Origin of the sequence: Microbacterium sp. TS-1, from assembly GCF_000509385.1 — a bacterium.
Lineage (GTDB): Bacteria > Actinomycetota > Actinomycetes > Actinomycetales > Microbacteriaceae > Microbacterium > Microbacterium arborescens.
Window position 1 is genome coordinate 843,206 of the sequence record NZ_BASQ01000001.1, and the last position, 16,838, is coordinate 860,043.

Annotated in this window: 17 protein-coding genes; 14 read left to right on the forward strand and 3 right to left on the reverse strand. The window is 68.6% G+C overall.

Translation table 11 applies throughout. The features are described 5' to 3' along the window. Positions 1 to 3: 3 nt before the first annotated feature. The gene (locus tag MTS1_RS03975; RefSeq protein WP_036304618.1) at positions 4 to 1,275 is read right to left on the reverse strand and encodes an MFS transporter; all 1,272 of its coding nucleotides are present in this window, start codon (positions 1,273 to 1,275) and stop codon (positions 4 to 6) included. A 42-nt stretch (positions 1,276 to 1,317) separates the two neighbouring features. Between MTS1_RS03975 and MTS1_RS03980 the strand changes: the two genes are divergently transcribed. From MTS1_RS03980 to MTS1_RS04040, 14 genes are all read left to right on the forward strand, one after another. Then, a complete protein-coding gene (locus tag MTS1_RS03980) occupies positions 1,318 to 3,891 on the forward strand; it encodes an excinuclease ABC subunit UvrA (protein ID WP_023951647.1) in 2,574 nt (857 codons plus the stop codon). Positions 3,892 to 4,117: 226 nt separating this feature from the next. Further along, complete coding sequence (locus tag MTS1_RS16900; RefSeq protein ID WP_368730587.1) at positions 4,118 to 4,201, forward strand: microvionin family RiPP; 84 nt, start codon at positions 4,118 to 4,120, stop codon at positions 4,199 to 4,201. A gap of 63 nt (positions 4,202 to 4,264) precedes the next feature. After that, positions 4,265 to 4,690, forward strand: coding sequence for a hypothetical protein (locus MTS1_RS03985; RefSeq protein ID WP_023951649.1), 426 nt, complete (start codon positions 4,265 to 4,267; stop codon positions 4,688 to 4,690). Then, complete coding sequence (locus MTS1_RS03990) at positions 4,687 to 5,880, forward strand: aldehyde dehydrogenase family protein (RefSeq protein ID WP_023951651.1); 1,194 nt, start codon at positions 4,687 to 4,689, stop codon at positions 5,878 to 5,880. The genes MTS1_RS03985 and MTS1_RS03990 overlap by 4 nt, the downstream gene beginning before the upstream one ends. Further along, positions 5,871 to 6,416 carry a flavoprotein gene (locus MTS1_RS03995; RefSeq protein WP_023951653.1) on the forward strand — a complete coding sequence of 182 codons (546 nt, stop codon included), beginning with the start codon at positions 5,871 to 5,873 and terminating at the stop codon, positions 6,414 to 6,416. The genes MTS1_RS03990 and MTS1_RS03995 overlap by 10 nt, the downstream gene beginning before the upstream one ends. Then, positions 6,413 to 8,998, forward strand: coding sequence for a phosphotransferase (locus MTS1_RS04000; RefSeq protein WP_023951655.1), 2,586 nt, complete (start codon positions 6,413 to 6,415; stop codon positions 8,996 to 8,998). Before MTS1_RS03995 ends, MTS1_RS04000 begins: the two co-directional genes overlap by 4 nt. 22 nt (positions 8,999 to 9,020) lie before the next feature. Further along, positions 9,021 to 9,887 carry an AMP-binding protein gene (locus MTS1_RS04005; protein WP_036304619.1) on the forward strand — a complete coding sequence of 289 codons (867 nt, stop codon included), beginning with the start codon at positions 9,021 to 9,023 and terminating at the stop codon, positions 9,885 to 9,887. After that, entirely contained in the window at positions 9,884 to 10,951 is a 1,068-nt protein-coding gene (locus tag MTS1_RS04010) for a 3-oxoacyl-ACP synthase (RefSeq protein ID WP_023951659.1), read from the forward strand. The genes MTS1_RS04005 and MTS1_RS04010 overlap by 4 nt, the downstream gene beginning before the upstream one ends. After that, complete coding sequence (locus MTS1_RS04015) at positions 10,944 to 11,201, forward strand: acyl carrier protein (protein ID WP_023951661.1); 258 nt, start codon at positions 10,944 to 10,946, stop codon at positions 11,199 to 11,201. Before MTS1_RS04010 ends, MTS1_RS04015 begins: the two co-directional genes overlap by 8 nt. A gap of 19 nt (positions 11,202 to 11,220) precedes the next feature. Further along, positions 11,221 to 11,730 carry a hypothetical protein gene (locus MTS1_RS04020; protein ID WP_023951663.1) on the forward strand — a complete coding sequence of 170 codons (510 nt, stop codon included), beginning with the start codon at positions 11,221 to 11,223 and terminating at the stop codon, positions 11,728 to 11,730. Beyond that, positions 11,727 to 12,440, forward strand: a complete 714-nt coding sequence (locus MTS1_RS04025; RefSeq protein ID WP_023951665.1) for a dehydrogenase — start codon at positions 11,727 to 11,729, stop codon at positions 12,438 to 12,440. Before MTS1_RS04020 ends, MTS1_RS04025 begins: the two co-directional genes overlap by 4 nt. Beyond that, a complete protein-coding gene (locus MTS1_RS04030) occupies positions 12,430 to 13,539 on the forward strand; it encodes a hypothetical protein (RefSeq protein WP_023951667.1) in 1,110 nt (369 codons plus the stop codon). Before MTS1_RS04025 ends, MTS1_RS04030 begins: the two co-directional genes overlap by 11 nt. Then, the gene (locus tag MTS1_RS16580) at positions 13,529 to 13,963 is read left to right on the forward strand and encodes a hypothetical protein (protein WP_023951669.1); all 435 of its coding nucleotides are present in this window, start codon (positions 13,529 to 13,531) and stop codon (positions 13,961 to 13,963) included. Before MTS1_RS04030 ends, MTS1_RS16580 begins: the two co-directional genes overlap by 11 nt. After that, positions 13,960 to 15,540 carry a thiamine pyrophosphate-binding protein gene (locus MTS1_RS04040; RefSeq protein ID WP_023951671.1) on the forward strand — a complete coding sequence of 527 codons (1,581 nt, stop codon included), beginning with the start codon at positions 13,960 to 13,962 and terminating at the stop codon, positions 15,538 to 15,540. Before MTS1_RS16580 ends, MTS1_RS04040 begins: the two co-directional genes overlap by 4 nt. Here the strand turns inward: MTS1_RS04040 and MTS1_RS04045 are convergent. Then, on the reverse strand, positions 15,535 to 16,284 hold the full coding sequence (locus tag MTS1_RS04045) for a GAP family protein (protein WP_023951672.1): 750 nt from the start codon (positions 16,282 to 16,284) through the stop codon (positions 15,535 to 15,537). The genes MTS1_RS04040 and MTS1_RS04045 overlap by 6 nt on opposite strands. Next, positions 16,284 to 16,766, reverse strand: a complete 483-nt coding sequence (locus tag MTS1_RS04050) for a hypothetical protein (RefSeq protein WP_023951673.1) — start codon at positions 16,764 to 16,766, stop codon at positions 16,284 to 16,286. The genes MTS1_RS04045 and MTS1_RS04050 overlap by 1 nt, the downstream gene beginning before the upstream one ends. Positions 16,767 to 16,838 lie beyond the last annotated feature (72 nt).

The following is a 16,838-nucleotide window of genomic DNA, read 5'->3' on the forward strand; positions in this document are numbered from 1 at the left end:
CGCTCAGCCTGCCGGGACGGCTTCGTTCTCGTCGTCTTCGATGACCGGCGGTGCTGCCGCGATGTGCGTGATGGGACGCCACACCAACAAGAGGGTGAGCGCAGCACCCACGAACGCGAACCACCAAGGACCCGTCGGCCCCCAGACCTGCGCGATCACCCCGCCGAGCGCCTGACCGATGACGAGGCCGCCGAAGACACCGACCATGTTCACCGAGGCGATGCGTCCCTGCAGCTCGTGTGGAACCAGGCGCTGGCGGACCGTGGTCGAGATGGTCGCCCAGACGAACGCGTAGGCGCCGAACGCGATCATGATGACGAACGCCACGACGCCGGACGTCGTCAGGGCGAACGCGAGGTGCATGAGGACCTCCGCACTAAGGCACACCCTCATCAGCGCGGCGAACGAGAAGCGTCGTTCCAGCCTTCCGAACAGCAGCGTCGCCGCCAGTCCCCCGATGGCCGAGGCCGTGGTCAGCGCGCCGTACCCGACGGGACCCATTTGCAGGTAGTCGGTGGCGTACAGCACGAGCACACCCCAGGGCGCGGCCCACGTCACGTTGAAAGTGAGGATGATGATCACGAGCGTCCGCACAGGTGGGTTGCACCACAACCAGCGGATGCCGCTCAGGATGTCGGCGTGCACCGCGGTCCGCTCACGCGCTGCATCCACTGGTTCGACTCTCTTCGTCGCCGTGATTCGCGAGATGAGGACGATCGCGAGCGCGACGCACAGCCCCTGGACGGCGAACGGCCAGAACGACCCGATGGCGAACAGGAAGGCACCGAGGGGCGGGCCGCCGAGCTGGTTCGCCACGAGGAACCCGGCCTGCAGCCGCGCGTTGCCGATCCCGAGGTCGCTCTTGCGCACCATCATCGGCAGCAGGGTGCTGCTGGTCGTGTCGACGAACACCTCGGCGGTGCCGTAGAGGAAGGCCACGATCAGCACCATCCAGATGCTGGCGAGTCCGGTGATGAGGAAGACGCACAGACCGATCAGCACGAGAGCCCGGATGCCGTTGGCCACCATGATCAGGATGCGCCGGTCGACCCGGTCGGCGATCGCGCCGGCGTGGAGTCCGAACAGCAGCCACGGCAGGAACTGCATGACGGCACCGGAGGCCACCAGGATGGGCGAATCGGTCATCGACGCGATCAGGAGCGGCGCGGCTGCGAGGGCGATGCCGTCGCCGATGTTGCTCGTCAGCGACGAAGCGAACAGCCACCGGAAGTCACGGCCGAGGCGCCGCGGCGCGACCCACTCTGCGATACCCACCGCACGAGCCTAGAGCGCACCTCGGACACGTAGGCTTGCCCGATGTCCGGAGACCGCCGCACGACCCCCGATGCCTTCGTCCGTGTGCGCGGAGCGAACGAGAACAACCTCCGGAACGTCGACGTCGACGTTCCGCGCGACGCGATCGTCGCGTTCACCGGGGTGTCGGGCTCAGGCAAGTCGTCGCTCGCGTTCGGGACGATCTTCACTGAGGCGCAACGCAGGTATCTCGAGTCCGTGGCCCCTTACGCCCGGCGCTTGATCCAGCAGGGCCACAATCCGCACGTCGAGTCGATCACGGGGCTTCCGCCGGCCGTCGCCCTGCAGCAGCGTCGCGGTGCGCCCAGCTCGCGCTCGAGCGTCGGCACCGTGACGACGCTGTCGAACTCGCTGCGGATGCTGTTCTCGCGCGCCGGCACGTTCCCCGACGGGTTCACCGACCGGCTCGACTCCGACGCCTTCTCCCCCAACACCGCCGCCGGTGCGTGCCCGGAGTGCCACGGCATCGGCGTCGCGCACACGGTCACCGAGGAGACCCTCGTGCCCGATCCCTCCCTCAGCATCCGCGACGGCGCGATCGCCGCGTGGCCGGGCGCGTGGCAGGCGAAGAACCTCCGCGACATCACCATCGCCCTCGGCTACGACGTCGACCGCCCGTGGCGCGACCTCGACCCCGCCGACCGCGAGTGGATCCTGTTCACCGACGAGCAGCCCATCGTCGAGATCGCGCCGCAGCGCGACCGCGTGGCCAAGCCCTACAAGGGCATGTTCTGGAGCGCGAAGAAGTACGTCTTCCACACCCTCGCCGATTCGAACAGCGCGAAGATGCGTGAGCGGGTGCTGCGGTTCGTCCGCACGGGCATCTGCCCGCTGTGCGGCGGGTCGGGTCTGCGGCGCGAGGCGCTCGCCGTCACCTTCGCCGGCCGCACCATCGCCGAGCTGAACGCCCTGCCGATGAGCGAGCTCGCCGACATCCTGCGTCCCACCACGGAGCTGACGGATGCCGCGCCCGCGCTCACGACGTCATCGTCGGGCGAGCGCACGGATGTCGCCGTCGCGATCACCACCGACCTCGTCGCCCGCATCGAGGTGCTCATCGACCTGGGGCTCGGCTACCTCGGGCTCGGTCGCGTGACCACCACCCTCTCCCCCGGCGAGATGCAGCGCCTGCGCCTGGCGACGCAGCTGCGCTCGGGCCTGTTCGGGGTGGTCTACGTGCTCGACGAGCCATCGGCCGGGCTGCATCCCGCCGACGCCGAGCCGCTGCTCGATGTGCTGGAGCAGCTGGCGGCATCGGGGAACTCGGTGTTCGTCGTCGAGCACAACATGGACGTCGTCCGAGGTGCGGACTGGATCGTCGATGTCGGCCCCGGAGCGGGCGAGGGCGGCGGCGAGGTGCTCTATAGCGGAGCCGTCGATGGGCTCGCCGAGGTCACCGCATCAGTGACGCGGCCCTTCTTGTTCCCGGGCACCGAGGGTGGCGCCGTGGAGTCGCGCTTCTTGCGCTCCCCCACCGACTGGCTGACGCTCGAGGGCGCGTCGCTGCACAACCTCGCGAACGTCGACGCGGCGTTCCCGCTCGGGACGTTCGTCGCGGTCACAGGGGTGTCGGGGTCGGGCAAGTCGTCGCTCGTCGGCGGAGTGCTCCACGACGTGGTGCGGCGTCATCTGCGCGGGGATGAGACGGCGGACCAGTCGCACGACGAGACGACGGATGCCACAGAGCCGGGCGAGGCGGGCCCGGTCGAGGCGCTGCCGGACGGGCAGGCCGAGGTCCCCGCGGTGCGAGCGGTCACCGGCCTCGATCACATCGACCGTCTGGTGCGCGTCGATCAGAAGCCGATCGGACGTACGCCGCGCTCGAACCTGGCGACGTACACGGGCCTGTTCGATGCGGTGCGCGCGGTCTTCGCCGGCACCGACCTCGCACACGAGCGCGGGTACACCGCCGGCCGCTTCTCGTTCAACGTCGCGGGAGGCCGCTGCGAGACCTGCCTCGGCGAGGGTTACGTCTCGGTCGAGCTGCTGTTCCTGCCCGGCAGCTACGGAAAGTGCCCGACGTGCGACGGCGCTCGGTACAACGCCGAGACGCTCGAGGTCACCTACCGCGGCAAGAACATCGCCGACGTGCTCGCCCTCACCGTCGATGACGCTGCCGGCTTCCTCGAGCCGGTGCCCGCGGCATCCCGGAGCCTGCGCACTCTGCGCGATGTCGGCCTCGGCTACCTGCGACTCGGTCAGCCGGCCACCGAGCTGTCGGGCGGCGAGGCCCAGCGCATCAAGCTCGCAACCGAGCTGCAGCGCGCCCGTCGCGGTCACACCCTCTACCTGCTCGACGAGCCCACCACCGGACTGCATCCCGCCGATGTGCGCCTGCTGCTCGCGCAGCTGCACACACTCGTGGACGCCGGCAACACGGTGGTCGCGGTCGAACACGACATGGATGTCGTCGCCTCAGCCGACTGGGTCATCGACCTCGGCCCGTCCGGCGGCGACGCCGGCGGGCGCATCATGGCTGCGGCCGCGCCCGCCGAGCTCGTCCGGCATCCCTCCAGCCGGACGGCGCCGTATCTCGCTCGGGTCCTCTCGAACGTCATTTCCGCACCAGCCGAATAGCACGCGGAAGCCGAAAAACGGAAACCGCTTGTAATTAAGGCGAACGCCCGTGTTACTATCGCCACGTATGTAGCCAGATGTGGCAATAGGCCGCACGTGGGGGGTCATCGGTTTCACCAAGCGTGGCAGTTTCGTCGAGTTCTGATGGCTCTTCGTAACCCGCTCGCACGCGTCTGATCGCCTGCATTGCCGCCGGGATCCCGGCCACGGAAAGGGGGTGGAATCGATGACTTTGGAACAGCTCGAAGCGCTTGACGCGAGTTCGGAGGCGGCGGAAATGGCCGCCAGCCTCGGCAGCCAGTCCTGCTGACAGATAAGCGGGCGGACGCGACCGCGTCCGCCCGCTCCGCTTCCCCTCGACGAGGAGGTCTTCGTGAACGCATTGACCCGCGTGCTCCATGCCCCGAACACCGCGGCATCGATCGGCGTCCCGGCATGGTTCGACGACGTGGCCGTCGATAACTTCCTGGACAGTGGGTTGGTGGCCGTCACGGACGACGACGCGTGCCACGTCGGCTTCTCGCTCGCGCCCGAGCACCCGACCGCCACATGCTTCGTCGCGATCCCCGACGGACATGACGCGCCCGGCTGGGTGGCATCCGCCTTGACGGAAGCCGCGGCCGGGGCCCGGATGCGCGGGGCCGACCGGTTCGAAGCCTGGGTTCCGGCGTGGAACGCGGCAATCGTGCACGCAGCCGCACAGTCGATGACCCGGGAGGGCGTCCTGGAGAAGGCCGTCTTCGCTTACGGCGAGCGCTGGGATCTGATCCTCTACTCCGTCCCCGGCGGTGGACGATGACGCTCGACGCGCTCGACGTTCCCGGCGATCTCGATGTCTCGGTGGAGCGCAGCTTCGAGCAGTCGCTGATCCGCAATGCGCCGCGACTGCTTCACCGGCTGACCGAGCAATGCACACTCCACAGCGCCGAGATCGAGTTGGCGCAGTCTCTCCGGCTCGCACGGAATCTCGAACGGCTCGCGAGCGTTCCGGCTCGGCGCCAGAGCCACCCCGCAACGGTGTACACCTTTCTGCCGCGCAACAATCTTCTGTATTCGATCGCCCTGCACTGCCTGATCCCTCTCTCCCTCGGGCTCCCGGTGCAGGCGCGACCGCCCGCGGCGCTCTCGGGTCTGGTCACCGAGCTCTGGCAGCTGACCGGGCTCGACCGCTTCGGAAGCGCCCACCTTCGCGACGAATCGCAGCGGGATTTCACCTCGCGTTCCTCAGCCGAGGACGTGCTGATCTTCACGGGACGGAGCGAGAACGGCCGCCGTGTCGAGGCGCAGACGTCGCATCGGGCCTTCATCGGATTCGGGTCCTCGCTGAATCCGGCCATCGTGATGCCCGGGGCGGATCTTTCGAAAGCCAGCGACGACCTCGTCTTCGCGCGCCTGTACAACTCCGGCGCCGACTGCCTGGCTCCGGACTCGGTCTTCGTACACGAGTCGGTGTACGCGGAGTTCCACGAGCGGCTGACCGCCCGGTTGACGCTGCTCGAGATAACCGATCGCAGATCCGCCGGCACGATCGCGCATGCTCCGAGCCCAGACGAACGAACCGCGACGCAGGGGCGACAGTTCCTCGCCGAGATGGCGGATCGGACGACATGGTCGGGTCCTGACTGCGACTCGCCCGATTTCGTTCCGACAACCGTGACGACGAGCGACCTCGCCGAGGCCTCGCATACCGAGCTCTTCTCCCCCGTCTTCAACGTCGTGACGTTCTCATCGTGGGAGCGTCTCCTCGAGACCTTCGCCGCTGCACCCTATGCGGGCAGTGAGATGTACCTCAGCCTCTACGGCGGCGCCGGGGGGCCGGTGCCGGACGCCTACCGGCTGTGCCCGTCGTCTACGCCGTTTCACCACGAGGCGGCATTGCGGCCCTTCGGCGGCTACGGTGCGGACGCGACCTGGCTCACGGTCGACGGGATGACGACAGGCAGACCCGTCAGTGTGTTCCACACGCTGAGGAGGGAACTGTGCGCGTGACCATGGTCGCCACGGGGGCTGTCTCCGCCGCGCACTTGCCGATGTACCTCTCCTGGCTACGTCGCCGGGAGGCGCACGGTCTCGAACGCATCGTGATGACCCGCTCCGCCTCGCAGTTCGTGAGTCCCCTGTCGCTGCGCAGCATCGCCCGGGTTCCGGTGATACAGGACGACTGGGAGTCGTTCTCGACCGCCGACCTGCACCATGTCGAACTGGGCGAGTCGAGCGATGTGATCCTCGTCTACCCGGCGACCGTGAACTATCTGATGCGCGTCAGCCTGCTCGCCTTCGACACCCCGTCGGTGGCCGCTATCGCGACGGGCGAATGCACGACGGTTCTCTGCCCGTCGCTACCACCGCGGATCGTCGCGCATCCGTTGTACACGGCAGCGCGGCAGCGCATCGAGTCCGTGCCTCGGTATCGGATGGTCGAGCCGGTCGTCGGGGAGAGCCTCGCGAGCGCGGCGCCCGGATCCGTGCCGCCGCCGCTGTGGGAGTTGTGGCCCGAACTGGAAGGGATGGTGACTCAGCCATGACATACCTCGACGACCTCGCAGACCCCGTGATGACCGCTCCCATCACTCTCTGGCGCCCCGAGGGGCAGGACTTCCCGATCGACCCGCGGTTCTTCGGCCCTCTGGGACAGCGATCGCCGGATCCGACGTCGGATTGGGGCATCTGGCGTGTCATACGCGGGCGCCGCCCGCTGCCCGCCCAGGGCTTCAAGATCCATCTCGCCCCGTGCTTCGACGAGTTCGACGAGGTCCTCGCCATCGCCGAGCGGGTCGCGCAGGAGTTCGAGCTCACACTGAAGCACGTCGCGCGACGCGAGTTCCTGTGGGCGCTGTACTCCAAGAACGCCCCACGGGCGAATGCCGGTAAGGCGATCGTGCTCTACCCGCGACCCGAGGACCTGGCCAGATGCCTCGTGTCGCTCCGGAGGGCGCTCGGTCCGCGTTCCGGGCCTCCTGTCGCCGGCGACCACTCCCTCAGCGACACGATCATCCACTGCAGATTCGGCGCGTTCGAGTTCTCGGATGCGACGGAGTTCAACGAATGGGGACAGGCGCTGATCGAGGGGCCCGACGGGACGCTGCGGCCTGATGCCCGCGCTGTGGTGCCGGTAGCGGCCGATAAGGACCAGCTGTTCGAGCTGACCGGTCTCCGCTTCGACGCTGAGCCTCATGCCCTCCCGGACAGGTATCGCGTGCGCGCTGCCGTCGCGGTGCACGCGGGCGGCGGGACCTACCTCGCCGACGACCTCGCAACGGGTGACAGGGTGGTCATCAAACGCGGCATCCGTTTCATCGGCCTCGACGGCCATGGCACCGACGCGGCGCAGCGGATCCGCGACGAGGCGGCGACTCTTCGGTCGATGGCCGACAGCCCCGAGCTGGATGGTCGCGTCCCGCGGCTCGTCGACACCTTCGAGATCGGCACGAGCAGTTTCCTGGTCGAGACCAGGGTCGACGGAGTCACGCTTTTCGAATGGGTGGCCTCGAACAGCCCGGTGTACGCGGGCATCGACCGGGGTACCGACGAGTACCAGGGTCTTGCCGCGACGTATTCCCTGCGCGTAGCGACGATCGGCGATCGATTGCGCGAACTCGTCGTCGATCTGTCGCGAGCAGGCATCACGCACAACGACCTCCAGCCCGCGAACGTGCTCGTCACGGATGCGGGAGTCGCTCTCGTCGACTTCGAAGCGGCGAGCCCCGGGGGGCCGTCGGGTGTCCGCGGAGTGCCGTGGGTGTACGGAACCCGGCGCGAATACTCGACCGGGAGCGATGTCGACGCAGTCGACCGGCTCATGGCCTATGCCTACTGGCCCCCGGTGGTCTCGGCGCACCTCGACCCCGACTGGAGATCGAGGTTCACGGCAGGCGTGCAACGTTACTTCTCCGGCCATGCGCCGACATCGCACGCGACCACCGGCGGTCACGCCGGGTCTCCGGCCACGCCGCCCGCGGCTGCGGACATCTATCGGGCTTACGCGAGAGCATGCTGCCATTACCTGGATACCGGAGTCGGTCTGCCGCATCCGCTGCGCTCGCCGCGAGGAAATCTCGACAACCGCCCCGTCGCAAGCCTCGGATCGGGCCTCCTCAGCCTGCTCTTCCTCCCCCGCGACGACGACGAGGTGCGCTCGGCGCAAGAACGGCTGATCGACGTCCTCGCAGGGGGCCCGTCTCGGCCGTTGCGTGTCTCCGACCTCGGACTCATCGGCGGAGTCGGCCTGCTCCCGGCAGCTCTCCGACGCCACGGCGAGAGAGACACCGCAGCGCAGTGGTCGGAGGCCTACCTGGACCGCCTCGAGGCCACTGAGGTGGATGCGCTCAGCTCGCGGTTGGACACGGGACTGTCGGGCATCCTGACCGCTATTCTCCTCGGCACCGAGGGGCGACCGTCGGGTCGTGCCGCGGCCGTCGCGGACCGCGTCGGGAAGGAGCTCGAGACCCGAGCCCGACATCTGCTGCGCAACGACCTCGGGCGGTCGCCCGACGCCGAGCAGCGTGGCTTGATGGGCGGTGGCCCGGGGATCGCCCTCGCGCTTTCCCTGTGGGCCCGGTCGCACGGGGGCGATGCCGGTCTCTCGTACGACCTCATCGACAGCGAGCGGCGCCGATATCAGGTCGTCAATCGTGCGCTCTACTTCGTGGACGGAGACAAGAAGTTCCGTCCGTACCTCGACCGGGGCAACGCCGGGCTGCTCGTCGCCGCGTCCGCGGTCCTCCCGGCGAACGAACTGGCGAATCCGCGTTGGCAGCGGATCGCCGCCGGGCTCAAGACAGCCCTGGGCGTCGCGCCGGGCCTCATGACCGGAGCCGCCGGGCTGCTGTTCGCCGCGAGCGTCGTCAACGCGCGTCTCGGACACCTTCCGGGCCGGATCGACTCGGCCGGGCTGTTCGCCGACCTCCGATCGATGCTCGTGCAGACGCCCCATGGTCCGTTGACACCGGGGGGCCTCGGCCGCCGGGTTGCCCTCGACGGGGCGACGGGAGCGGGCGGGGTCGCGGTCGCGGTCGCGACTCACCGCGGCGATCTCTCGCTCGCCGGTCTGATCGACAACCGAACCCACTATGGAGAGCGCGCACATGCCCCTGTCACTATCCACTGAGCGCCGACTCGATGGTCGCCGTGTGACCGCGATCGACCCGTCGCTCCCGGCACCCCAGCTGCTCGACTCGTTGAGGGAGCGGTGGGACCGACATGAGGTGATCCTCGTCGACTCCGCATCAGCGCCCGTCGGCGAGGCCCGGCTCGACGTCGACGGGTCGGATGTGGCGCTGCTCCAGCGCACCAGCGGAACCACGGGCGTGCCGAGGATGTTCGCATTCGCGCGTGCAGGCGTCCGAGAGCACGCCGCCGCTACGGCTCGCGCGATGGACGTGCGGCCGGGATGCCGCGTAGCCATGGCGATTCGCGCGGGGACGGCGTACTACACCAGCGTCGTGCTGATGTCGCTGTTCAACGACACCGCGCTGGTCGTCTTCGACCCGCTCGACATCGACTCGGCGATCCGGGCCATCCTGGAGCGTCGCATCGACACCTTCGACGCCGGTGTGCGCTTCTGGCAGACCATCGCGCTGAAAGCACGGCGCGACCCCGCCGTCCTCGATGCCCTCGCCGACCTCTCCGTGCGCGGGGTCGGCGGCGATCCGCTCCCTCGCTCCGTCGAAGCGCACTACCGAGACAACGGGATACCGCTGGCCAACGGGTACGGACTCACCCAGGCCGGTCCGAATGTCGCGATCGGGTTGCACGCCTCGGCGACGGAGGGCAGCTGCGGCCGACCGCTGGACGGCGTCGAGTGCACCATCCGCGACGGCGAGCTCGTGATCCGGTCACCGTTCGCCGCCCTCGGAGAGGTCGTGAATCACCGGATCGTGGATCCGCCCGAAAGGGACGACGACGGCTGGCTGCGCACGGGCGACGGAGCTCAGATCATCGACGGTGAGATCGTTCCCCTCGGACGGTTGCGCGATCAGGCGGGAACGGCGTCATGACATCCGCACCGGCACGGGCCGTCATCGCGGCGACCAGCGTGAGCTCGCCACGAAGCGAGCGGTTCGACGTCGGCCTTGCCGACGTGGGCGACGACGTCGCATGGGATCCGGATGCCGCCGCGCATGAGCTCCGCGACGCATGCATCAGCAACGCGCTCAACGCGGCTCAGGCCAAGGGCTACGTCATCGGTCGCAGGGTCGTCGTCATCGTCGGCGCGCAGTGCATCGGGGCGGACCCGGCCACCTCGCGCTACTACCCGGAGAGTCCCGAGCGGCACGTGAAGGCACTGCTCCCCGGGTCTGAGGTCACGTCGCTGGTGCTCTCGCATGCGTGCGCTTCGACCGGTGTCGCCGCCGGCGTGGCCGCCGATCTCTGCCGTGCGGGGGCAGCCGACACGGTCGTGGTGTGCTCATCCTCCATCGACGGGTCGCTCGAAGAGGACACATTCCGAGACGCACGGGCATGGGCGCCCGAGGTGCGCCCCTTCGATCAGGCCGCAGCCGGCACACGCGTCTACGGTTTCGCCGGCGCGTTGATCGTCCAGGCCGCCCCGACTCCTCTTGGTGATGACCCGGTCATCACCGGCTGGCACGCACGCAGCATCGGCGGCAAGACCGTCTCGGACCCCGACGAGGAATACCGCGTGATGAGCGAATCCGCACGAAAGGCGGGCCGAGCGCCCACCCTCGTGATCGCGCACGCGACGGGCACGAAGCAGGGCGATCAGGCCGAACTGCAGGCGATCGCACGGTATGCCGAGACGTACGGCCTGGCGGTCGACGTGCTCGCCAACAAAGGCGCCGTGGGTCACGCGGTGTTCGCCGCGGGTGTCGCGTCGATCGTCACCGCCGTGCGCGTTCTCTCCGGTGTACCTGTCGGGGGCAGTTTCGGACTTCGCGAGCCGCTCGCCGCTCCCGGCAGCATCCGGCTTCTCGCGGAGGCGGAGGGCGAAGCCCGCCTCGATCTGTCCGACCGGCACCGGGCGGCATTGGTCAACGGATTCGGATTCTCGGGCAGCAATGTCGCTTTGATCATCGAAACAGAAGGAGAGAACCATGACTGACTCGGAACTGTACGACTTCGTGCGCGTCGAGGCCGGCCGGATCAACGAGGAGAGCTACGCGGATGTCGTCGTCTCCGACGACACCGTCCTCGCCGACGACCTCGACATCGACTCGCTCGCGATGCTCGAGCTGTGCATCCGTGTCGAAGAGGTGTTCGGGGTGGCTGTGGCCGACGAAGTGGCCGCGGAGATCAAGACCGTGGGAGACCTGCGTCGGTTCCTCGACTCCGCCGAGACGGTCAGCGCTTAGCGGCAGCGGAGGAACCGACGTGGAGCCCGACACCAGCTGGCGAAGCCATCTGCACGGCAAGTGGACGTATCTGCGGCGATCTGCCGAGGCGGGATCGTCGCAGGACTACAGTAGATTCGACATCCACCGACTGTCCGACGGCGATCCGGTCGGACGCATCGATTCGCGGCAGACATTCCCCCGCGTGTTCCAGATCGGCATCGAGCTGGATGATCGGGCGCTCTCGAGCGGCGCGGGGCTGGACGCCGCCATCACGTTGGGTGCATGGCTGTTCGACTTCCGCGAGGCGTACGCGCTTGCGGTGATCACCTCGGTCGAGAACCGGCCGCTCGACGGTTTGTTCCGCCTGGGGGTCGCGCGCCAGACGGCAGTCTCGCCGTCGTATCTCGGTCAGGGGTCGCTGTCGCGCACCGCGCGATGGGGCATGGTCACGAGAGAGGATTTCGAGCCGGCCAACACTCTCCTGTCGCGCATTCGGGAGCGGTATCCCCCTCTCCCCTCCCGCGCGATGGCGAGCGAGCCGGCATGACGGTCCTCATCGTCGGCGGCGGCAGAGGCATCGGCGCGTCCCTCGTGAGTGCACTCGACCGCCGCGGCGTCGAGGGCGTGTTCACCTATCGATCGAGCAGAGCTCGCGCGACACGCCTGGCCGCAAGATGCTCGGGCTGGCAGGCGCGGCAGCTCGACCTCCTCGACGAGCCCGAGCCCAGGCCCGCCGGGATCCTGGCAGCGCTGGGCGGGAAGATCTCGACAGTGCTCCTGTGCGCTGCGGCGGGCCTCGAGAGCGAGCCCGATGCGACCGGAGCTCGGACCGTCAACGCCACGGCGCCCGCGAACCTGGTCCGCGGCATCGCGGACACGAACCGCGTTCCGTTCGGAGTGGTCTACGTGACATCCACGGACGCCCACAACCATCTGCCGAATCGACCCGACGACGAGGAGCCCGATATGTACGAGCTGACGGCACGCACCAAACGAGAGGGAGAGTCGTTGCTGGCTTCCGTCGCGGACGCATCGAGCACATGCCGTTCGTTCACCGCGGTCGTGGCCGACCTCGTCGTGCCTTCGACCGCCCACACCATCTACCGCCGGCGAGATCCCGACCTTGTCGATCGCTTGGTCTCGGCCGGCCGGTGGGTCGATCTCGCCGCGGTCACCGACCGGTTGGTCGACGCGACACTGATGTCCGAACGCGGCGAACGCCTGCCGCGCGTCATCCGGGTGCAGCATGACGCTTGATCTCGACGCACCGCGCACCGCGTTCCCCGGCACGCCTTCCGGACCGGGCGCCTACTTTCTGCCGTCGATCGGCGAGTACCCCATCTACGACGACGACGCCTATCAGTTCATGATGGACGATGAGCCTCGGGTGCGCGCTTTCGAGGAGACTCTGACCGACGCCGTCTCCGCAGACTCGGTCGTCGTCGAGCTGGGCTGCGGCCGGCAAGCCCCGTGGGCACGCCTCGCGGCACGGCTCGGCGCGCGCCGAGTGGTCGCCGTCGAGCAGCTGGACCACGTCCGCGAGGCCCTGACCGCCGAACTGGCGAACGACCCCCGATATGCATCGATCGATGTTCTCTCCTACGACGAATATGTCGAATCGGAGATCCGCCCCACGATCCTCGTGAGCGAGATCGTCGGTGCCATCGGCAGCTCCGAAGGGGCTGAGCAGGTGGTGGGCCGAGAGATCCGACGTATCGGCGACCCCGGGATGCTCGTCGTCCCGCAGGGCTGGATCACGAGCGTGAGCGCGTTCAGCTGGCGGCGGATGCTGAGGGGCGCCGAGCCCGTGTTCGCGCGCGAAGCCCATCGTTATCGCCGTGCGCTCGCGGAGACCGTCGGCTGCGGCGACGTGCGGCTGTGCGTCGTGGGGCGGCAGGTCCAGCTTGGCCTGCTGTCCCGCCCTACCACCGTGGAGACAGCGAATTTCAGCGGGAGCTTCTCGGAAGTCGCATCCGCTCCGGCCGAGGTGGCGGTGTCGCGTCCGGGGACGCTGGACTCACTGCTGTTGTCGGTGGCGGTGAAGATCGGGACGCACTCCGTCGACAGCCTGAGCTCTCGGTCGAGCTGGTTGCCCGTCGTGGTTCCCCTCGGCAGCACGGAGCTACCGGTACGTGAGGGCGACACGGTCGACGTGCGGATGCACCGGAGGCTCGAGACGAATCCGGTGTGCCCCGACTACATCGTCGACTGGCGTCTCCGACGCGACGGCGAAGAGATCGCTCACGGAACCGCCGAATTGCCCTGGCGACCCGACCCGCACGCCACGAGCAGCGCCCTGCACGTCAGCCTGACGAACAGCGACTCCCCTCTGATCGGAGACAGCCATGACCACTGAGCACACCGTCGCGGCGAATGTCTCGCTGGATTACCCGTCATGGCACGTGACGATGGGCGAGATCGTCCTCGCCGCGTGCCATCTGCACAGCCCCGACCTCGAAGACGATTTCGATGTCTGGTTCGACTGCGGCCCGCTCCTCGACTGGATCTCCGTCGAGTACCCGCGACGCCGATACAGCCCGGGCTACCGCGTCGTGCCCACCGAGCTCATGAACGCGGACGCGTGCCGGGCCTTCGGGCTGCTGGCGAAAGCGGGGTTCGACGGCAGTGCGTTCGCGGTGGGAGCCACCGACCCCACCCTCGTGCATGTCGCCGCCAGCGCCCACGACGGCGAGCGTACTGCGCTCATCATCCGCGTCCGGAGAACGCCCTCGGGCACCTGGGACGTCACTTCCTCGGCTTTGTCGGGACACCCCGCGTGACGTCGGAACTCGCTTGGGGTCCGGCGGCGGCGGCGCTGCGCGACCTGGGCGACCTGCACGTGTTCGGCCTGCCGCTCGACGCACCGGGCCTCCTCGACGCTTGCACTCGCGACGAGCGGTCGGTCTTCAGCGACGAGCGCACCGCCGCGTTCGCCGCGTTCGGGCGCGCGACTCTCCAGCCCGACGCGTTGACGGTGCTCAGCCTCGAGACCGGGCCCTCGTTCGTCAACGCGCTCCTCGGGCTATCCGAAGCAGCGTCAGGTCGCGTGCCCCTGCTGGTCGTCGTCGAGGCGGCCGCACCGGAGCGGCGAGGGTGGGGCGCGTTCCAGGATCTGCCGATAGAGGACATCTGCCGATCCCTGAAGATGCCGACGAGGACGATCGAGAACTCAGCCGATCTCATCGCGGGGATCACCGCCGCTTCGCGGCAGGCGTTCCGCCACCGCTCGCCGGCGGTCGCGGTGGTGCGCACGCGCACGGGGTCGGACGAGGAGCACGGAGACGGGACCCGGCGCCGGTGGTCTCGCGATCGGAGCGTTTCGATCCCGGCAACACGGGAATCGATGTCCGCTCTGCGGGCGGTCGACGAGCTTCGGGATGCCGCGGCCCAACGCGCGCGGATCGCGGTGATCGTCGGCGGGGGCGCGAAGCGGGCGCACGTCCGCGGCGGGGATCTCGACGCCTTCGCGGCTCAGCTCGGCGCGTCGACGCTGGTGACCGCTTCGGGCCGAGGCGCGATCGACGAGTCGAGCGAGAGCTTCGTCGGCCTGGCCGGGCTCTATGCGACGCCGGAAGGCCTCGATGCGCTCGCGGCGGCAGATGTCGTCGTGTCGCTCGGATCAGCGCTCGAGGAAACCGTGCGCGAGAGGTGGGCGCCGAAACAGGGCGCCACGCTCCTCGTGGTCGACGAGTCCGAGGTCAGCTGCCCGGCCCACGACGGCCGGAGGATCGACGTCACGTCCGACGCAGCGGCGTTCTTGGCGCTCGCCCGCGACGGGCTCGTGGCCTCCGCAGCTCCGCCCCCGCTCCGCGGGGCCCGGCCGATCAGGCAGCAGGGCGTGTCCGAGATGGCCGCGACATGGGCTCAGATCGAGGGCATCATGGTCGATGGACACTTCGACATCGTCTGCATCGAGAACGGTCTCACGGACATGTGGGGTTACGACCCGCGCTTCCTCACGGTTCCGCCGTCGACGTCACTCGTCGTCGCTGCCGAGCAAGCGGCCATGGGTGCCGCGCTCTGCGGCTCGCTCGGCGCGAAGCGCTCGCAGAAGGCCCTCGTGATCTGCGGCGATGCGACCCTCCGCATGCATCTGGCGGCCGTGACGGACGCGGTGGAGAACCACCGGCCCATCGCTTACGTCGTGTCGAGCAACTCCGGAATGGGCTGGCCTTCTCTGTCGAGGACCGACCCCGAGCTCACGACGTTCGCGTGGAACCGTCGTCTGCCCGCCGTGCTGTCGTCACTCGGCGTCGATGTGATCACACCCGCAGAACTCCGGTCACAGAAGCACCTCTCGGCACCCGCTGCGACATTTTTCGACGTCCATCCTGCGGCACCGCCCTGGGAGTCATGACGCTCCGGCGCCGATATCGACCCAGCCGAGATTCGCCACCGCGTTCACCGCGAGCAGGAACCCCACAATGCCGATGATCCAGGCTGTCGTCGCCTGAGCGTTGCGCGTGAGCCACCGATCGAGCCGCGTGAGCGGTCCTTCGAGCGCATCGTGCGCAACCATCCGCCCGACCAGGAGGACGAGGGCCGGCAGGATCATGACGACGCAGTATCCCGCGATCGTCACCACCGACAGGCCCGGGCCGACGCCTGTGGCCGCCACGATGCCGATCGCGGCGAGATAGGGAACCATCGTGGCGAGTTCGAGCACGACCGCTACGAGTGCCAGACTCACCAGACCGAGCGTCGCCCCGCGCGTGCGCCCGTCCTCCATGATCCGGTTCCGCCAGTTCAGAATCCTTCCGCCACCGGCCGCCGCGCGCTCCGCCGCGCGAGCACGCGCCTTCTTCGTGTCCATCAGCCAGCTCACCGCCATCAGCACGATGCCGAGCACGAGGACCGCGATCAGGAAGCCAGGCGAATCCCATACGGCTCGCGTTCGCGTGACGATCGCGGAGAGACCGAGATACAGGAGAACTCCCACGAGGAAGTAGGCCGCAGCGACGGTCGCGAGGTATCCGACGACGCGACCTGCGCGGACCCGTCCCGGAGCTGTGAGGAGCCACACGGGAATCAGCAGCGTGCCGAAGCTCGTCGAGTCGACGAACGCAAGGACGACGAGGGTTCCGAGGGTGCCGACATCCATCAGGACGGCCCGAGCTGGAGCCTGCGTTCGCACACCGCGGTCGAAGCGCCTCCCTCGGCACGGTGGGTCGCGACTTCTTCACCGTCGACGATGATGCGACATTCGATCCACGTGGCCCCCGGTCCCGCGTCGACCTCGATCCGACTTCCGCGGAACGGGAACGCCACATCCGTCGGCACGCTGAATTCGTGCTCGAACGGCAGCTCGACCGAGTCCTCCGCGAAGCTCTGACTGTCGCGGGGCGCGTCGACGGTCACCAAGATCTCGCCGGACTTCGCGGCGTCGCTCGTCACGATCGCGGTCACCACGATGTCGGTGCCGGTGCCCTCGGACCCATCGCCCCCGGCAGGCGGGGCGGGCGTCGCCGGACCGGTCGCCGTGAGTCCTTCGATGGTGTCGTCGATCACGCCGCATCCGGACGCTGCCACCGTCAGCCCGCCGACCATCGCAACCGCCAGGATCGTCTTCCGGAGTGCCTTCATCGCGTCGCTCCCCTGCCTTGGTCATCATCGCCGGCATTACTAAGTCGTTCGCACCAGTTAATCATGGCACGA